We start from the raw sequence: 5271 nt of genomic DNA, 5'->3' as shown, positions 1-5271 counted from the left end.
CCCTGGCGCTGACCGTGTTGCTGGCCACGGGTCTGGTGTTTTTTCTGCGGGCCTCCAGCAAGGACCGCACCACCGCCATGATCATCAGCAGCTATCGTCCCCCGTTGCAATTGTTGCGTGACCTGGACAGTTGGCTGGCGGAGCGGGGCTGGCAGGTGGTCCGCACCCATCCCGAACAGCGCCGCCTGGTCTATGAAGGCCATGTGGCCGCCAGTATTCCCCTGGCCGTGCTGCTGGCGGTGCTGGGGTGTTGTGGCGGCGCGGCCCTGGGGCTGGCGATCAGTCAGATGCTGCCCGGAGGCCAGCCATGGCCCCTTGCTCTGGGGTTGGCGGGGTTGGCGGCCGCGCCCGTCTATCTGCGCCGCGCCCAACGGCATGAGCAGTGGCGATCCGTTTGCTCACGCCCGATCAGGTGGTGCCCTGTCGTCTGGCGATGCGGGTCCATCGCGATGAACTCCTGGCGGTGGAGGCCGAGTTGGAGAAGACCCTGCAGTTGCGGCTCACCCCTTGCACAACTGACATCCCGTTTGAATAATTCGGTGGAGGCCTGATTGTTGGCGCCTGTGCCGTCCCGTTCCGCTCTGGCTTTTATCCTGCTGCTGATCAGTCCGGTTCCCCTGGCCCAGCCATTGTTGGCGCAAACCCTGTTGGCGCAGGCGGCCCTGCCTCGGGAGCCCTACGGGCAGTTCCTCAGGGTGAAAGTCAACACGGGGGAGCGCTCACGGCTCACGGTGAAGAAGAACTGGCTGGGCAAGCGGCGACTCAATCCCACCGTGCCCATTCTTGTGCTGGCGGGCCATGCGGACTCCCAAGGCATCAGTCCTGGCACCAGAGGCTATGCGGTGGCTGTCAACGGGGCGCGCCCCATGCAGCCCGGCATCACCGACGAGACCTTCTGGAACCTGAAAACGGCCCAGCGCATTGTCAAGCTGGGCAGGCAGCGGGGGCTCAATATCCGCTTCTATGACCCCGGCGTCCGCACCATCCACAACGGTGACGACCCCCGCACCAACTGGAGCCAGGGCAAGCGCCATGCGCAGGCAGGGGGCTATGCGCTGGAGATTCATTACGACGCCTATGGCCATGACGGCCTTGGCTCCGGCGTCATCCCCCGGGTGTATGGGGGGCAAACGGTCATTGATGAGTACCTGGCGCGGGAATTCGGCTCCTTCCCCTGGGACTTTCGTGGGGTGCTGGGCGCCCCCAAGCGGGGCATCACCATATTGGAGGTGGGCAAGCTGGAAGGGGACCTGGAGAACAAGCTGCGGAATCCCGCCACCCGGGACAGGGCTCTCAACACCATTGCTGATCGGGTGGTGACCACCATGGCCCAGGCCCTGGACGTGCCCAAGCCCGTTTTCCAGATGCCGGCACTGCCCACCTTACCCGCCAATAGGGCAACGGCCAGCCAGCAACCTTCCCTGCCGCTGCAAATTCCGCCGCCGCCAGCCATCAACGTCACCCGTTAGCAAGAATCAGCCCAGGGCGCCACGGGCGCGGCAACGGGCCTCCAGTTCCCTGTCCCCATGCCAATCCCGGGGCCGCAGAAAGTCCTCGTACAGGAGTGCTTCCCAACTATCGGCTTCCGGTTGATAGCCGTACTCCCAACGCACCAGGGGGGGGAGGGACATGAGGATGGATTCGGTGCGCCCCTTGGTTTGAAGGCCGAAGATGGTGCCCCGGTCAAACACCAGATTGAACTCCACGTAGCGACCCCGGCGGTAAAGCTGAAATTGACGCTCCCGCTCCCCATGGATCATGGCGTGTCGCGCCTCTGCGATGGGCAGGAAGCTGGGCAGGAAGGCATGGCCGCAGGCCTGGGCCAACTGGAACAACTGCTCCCAATCCTGCTGGATCGGGCCGATGTTCCCGCTGTACCGGGCTGCCTCCCCCTGGCCGTTCTCTCCCCGGTAGAGCACGCCGGCGGGATCCTGATAGTCGAAGAAGATGCCCCCCACCCCCCGGGTTTCCTGGCGGTGCTTCAGGTAGAAGTACTCGTCGCACCAACGCTTGAAAACGGGGAAATAGCGAGGATCAACGCCGTCACAGGCCCCCTGCAGGGTGCGGTGAAAGTGTCGGGCATCCTGGAGAAAGGGATAGTAGGGGGTCAGATCGGCGCCGCCGCCAAACCACCACACCGGCCCCGCCTGGAAATAGCGGTAGTTGAGATGGACGGTGGGGACATAGGGGTTGCGGGGATGAAGCACCATGGAGGTGCCCAGGGCAAACCACGGCTGCCCTGCCGCCTCGGGCCGCTGCTTCACAATGGCCGGGGGCAGGCGGCTGCCCTCCACCTCGGAAAAATTGACGCCCCCCTGCTCCAGCACCGCCCCGTCCCTCAGCACCCGTGAGCAACCGCCGCCCCCTTCCGGACGCAGCCAGCGCTCTTCCGTAAAGCGGCCAACGCCATCCAGTTCCTCCAGGGCTGCACAGATCCGGTCTTGCAGACCACAGGCAAAGGCCCGGAACCGCTCCCGGGCATCAGGCGGCGGCTCCGGGGAAACGGGGGAATGGCACGGGGCCTCTTGCGGAGGATGCTGCACCATGGGATGAGCGTAGTTCAGGCAAGATCTTGACACTCCCCCACCCTTCTCCCACCCCATGACCACCATTAGTGAAGCGCTGGCCTGTCTTCGCCCCCTGACTGATGCGGGCAGCGGGAAAAGCGTGCTGGACCTGGAGTGGATTCGCAAGCCACGGCTCCAGGGATCACGCGCCATCATCGAACTGGCCCTGCCTACCCATGCCAACCCCCAGCGGGATCGCATTGCCAAGGCGGCGCGGGCCGCCCTGTTGGCTCTTGACGGTGTTGAGGACGTGCAGATTGAGCTGGCTGCCGCCCCTGCGGCGCCAACCGCTCCCCAGACCCGCCCCATTGACGGCGTCAAAACCGTGGTGGCGGTGAGCAGTGGCAAGGGGGGCGTGGGTAAGAGCACCGTTGCCGTGAACCTGGCCTGCGCCCTGGCGGTGACGGGCCTGCAGGTTGGTCTGCTGGACGCGGATCTTTACGGTCCCAACACCCCCATCATGCTGGGGTTGAGCGAGAAGAAACCGGAGACGGTTGAAGAGCGTGGCCAGCAACTGCTCCTGCCCCTGGAGAGTTGGGGTATTGCCATGGTTTCCATGGGATTGCTGATCAGCCCGGGCCAGCCGGTGATCTGGCGGGGGCCCATGCTCAACGGCGTGATCCGTCAATTCCTCTATCAGGTGAAATGGGGAGCCCGTGACGTGCTGGTGGTGGATCTGCCGCCGGGGACGGGGGATGCCCAGTTGTCCCTGGCCCAGGCGGTTCCCATGGAGGGAGTGGTGATTGTCACAACGCCGCAACAGGTGGCCCTGGCGGACTCCCGCCGTGGCCTGGCCATGTTTCAGCAGTTGGGGGTGCCGGTTCTGGGGGTGGTGGAGAACATGAGCTGGTTTGCGCCGCCGGATCAACCGGAGCAACGCTATGCCCTGTTTGGCGAAGGGGGCGGCGCCCGGTTGGCGGACGAGGCCGGTGTGCCCCTGCTGGCTCAACTGCCCTTGCAACTGCCGGGGGCGGAGGGGGAACCGTTGGTGCTCTCCCAACCGGACTCTCCCGCCGGGGTCGCCCTGCAGGGATTGGCGCAGCAACTCCGCAAGCGCCTGACAACCCCTCGCTGACGCCATGGATCTGTTCCCCCGCCGCAGATCCAGCCGGTTTTCAAGCCGTTACCAGGAGCGAGGCGCGGAGCCCCGGTTCGATCTGGTGCTTTGGGGTGTGCCTGTGGTCTTGATTGGCGTCTCGGGTCTGCTCATTGCCAGCACCCAGCGCCAAGTGGCCGGTGATTCCCCCTGGCTGAGCCAGGGGTCCGCGGTTGCGGCGCTGCTGGCGGCCCTGCTTCTCGTGATCTCCCGCACCACGTTGCTTCAGACCGTCGCGCTCACCGTCTGCCGCTGGATCGGCCTGCAACTGCAGACCCCACGGCTTCCCGGAAGACTGGTCGGCCTTCTGAAATTCCCCCCGTTGTTCTTCGCCGGAGTGGGGGGCGCCCTCATCCTCTGCAAGCTGACGAGCATGGGCGGGCTCTGGCTGGATCACTGGCTCACAGGGAGTGTGGGTCTTGTGCTGGCGGCTTATCTATCCCGGCTTCCTCTCCAGAGATTGTCGTTACGCCGATCCGAGCAGTGGCAGGCGGGAACCCAGGGCCCGCTCCCCCAGGAGAACCGGCCCATGGGGGATGCCTGGGCCCCTGTCATCCTGCTGGCGCTCCTGCTGGCCACCATTGCCATGCTTCTGGCGGTCAACCTGTTCGGCACCGAGGCGCTGGGGGCCCAGCGTTGGTTGGCCCTCGGGCCGTTCCAGGTGCAGCCCTCGGAATTCGCCAAGCTTTCCACAACGATTCTTGTGGCAGCCGTTCTGGATCGGTTCCCCATTGAGCACCCCGTTGACCTGCTGCGCCCGTTCGGTGTGGTTCTGGCGCCGTGGGCCCTGGTGTTGATCCAGCCGGATCTGGGCACGTCGTTGGTGTTCGGGGCCGTGGTGCTGTGGATGCTGTACTGGTCCACCATGCCCTGGCAGTGGCTTCTCTTGCTGCTGTCCCCCCTGCCCACAGCGTTACTGGGAGCTCTCCACCACAGAGGCGATCCGGGCGCCCTTGTGGTTCAGGTCGTCTGGATTGCCGCCATGGGGATCGTGGCCTGGCGTCACCTGCCCTGGCGCTGGATCAGCGCCGGGCTGACGGCAGCGGCTCTAACGGCAACATCCTTGGGGACGCCCTGGCTCTGGGAGCACGGCCTCAAGGACTACCAGCGGGATCGGCTGACCTTGTTTCTGAATCCCTCCATTGATCCGCTGGGGGGTGGCTACCACATCATCCAGAGCACCATCGGCATTGGCTCCGGCGGCTTTTCCGGCGCCGGTCTGCTCCAGGGGCAACTGACCCGACTCCAGTTCATTCCGGAGCAACACACGGACTTCATCTTCAGCGCCTTAGGGGAGGAGTTGGGATTTGTGGGCTGTTTTCTGGTGGTGTCGGGGTTTTGCGCCTGGGCCTGGCGCCTGCTCAAGATCGCTACGGCGGCCAAAACCGACTTTGAATCGTTCCTGGTCATTGGCATCCTGGCCATGGTGATGTTTCAAGTGGTGGTGAACGTGTTCATGACCACCGGCCTGGGTCCGGTGACGGGTATTCCATTGCCGTTCATGAGCTATGGACGGTCTGCGCTGCTCATGAATTGTCTTGGCATTGGTCTGGTGGCCGCGGTGGAGCGGCGCTGTCGGCAGACGCGGCCGTTCTCCTGATGGCACAG

Annotated in this window: 5 protein-coding genes; 4 read left to right on the top strand and 1 reads right to left on the bottom strand. The window is 64.9% G+C overall.

The genetic code is table 11. From position 1 onward, the window contains the following. Together BG35_RS10600 and BG35_RS10595 are read left to right on the top strand one after the other, a co-directional pair. A partial coding sequence (locus BG35_RS10600; RefSeq protein WP_236619806.1) for a cofactor assembly of complex C subunit B occupies positions 1-551 on the top strand: 551 nt, incomplete at its 5' end. Positions 552-563: 12 nt separating this feature from the next. After that, a complete protein-coding gene (locus tag BG35_RS10595; RefSeq protein WP_152535195.1) occupies positions 564-1469 on the top strand; it encodes a dehydrogenase in 906 nt (301 codons plus the stop codon). Between the two features lie 6 nt (positions 1470-1475). Here the strand turns inward: BG35_RS10595 and hemF are convergent, their stop codons facing one another. Further along, positions 1476-2546 carry an oxygen-dependent coproporphyrinogen oxidase gene (hemF, locus tag BG35_RS0106020; protein ID WP_051506173.1) on the bottom strand — a complete coding sequence of 357 codons (1071 nt, stop codon included), beginning with the start codon at positions 2544-2546 and terminating at the stop codon, positions 1476-1478. Between the two features lie 55 nt (positions 2547-2601). Between hemF and BG35_RS0106015 the strand changes: the two genes are divergently transcribed. Then, positions 2602-3642 carry an Mrp/NBP35 family ATP-binding protein gene (locus tag BG35_RS0106015; RefSeq protein ID WP_025782122.1) on the top strand — a complete coding sequence of 347 codons (1041 nt, stop codon included), beginning with the start codon at positions 2602-2604 and terminating at the stop codon, positions 3640-3642. A 4-nt stretch (positions 3643-3646) separates the two neighbouring features. Beyond that, complete coding sequence (locus tag BG35_RS10590; RefSeq protein WP_025782121.1) at positions 3647-5263, top strand: FtsW/RodA/SpoVE family cell cycle protein; 1617 nt, start codon at positions 3647-3649, stop codon at positions 5261-5263. Positions 5264-5271: the final 8 nt, after the last annotated feature.

Source organism: Candidatus Synechococcus spongiarum SH4, from assembly GCF_000586015.1.
GTDB classification, from domain to species: domain Bacteria; phylum Cyanobacteriota; class Cyanobacteriia; order PCC-6307; family Cyanobiaceae; genus Synechococcus_B; species Synechococcus_B spongiarum_F.
Note: the sequence above shows the minus strand (reverse complement) of the source record. Positions and strands in the feature narration are given on the sequence as shown.

Coding starts and splice junctions, on each gene's coding strand:
- hemF (WP_051506173.1), bottom strand. CDS start 2,546: ATGGTGCAGCATCCTCCGCAAGAGGCCCCGTGCCATTCCCCCGTTTCC.
- BG35_RS10590 (WP_025782121.1), top strand. CDS start 3,647: ATGGATCTGTTCCCCCGCCGCAGATCCAGCCGGTTTTCAAGCCGTTAC.
- BG35_RS0106015 (WP_025782122.1), top strand. CDS start 2,602: ATGACCACCATTAGTGAAGCGCTGGCCTGTCTTCGCCCCCTGACTGAT.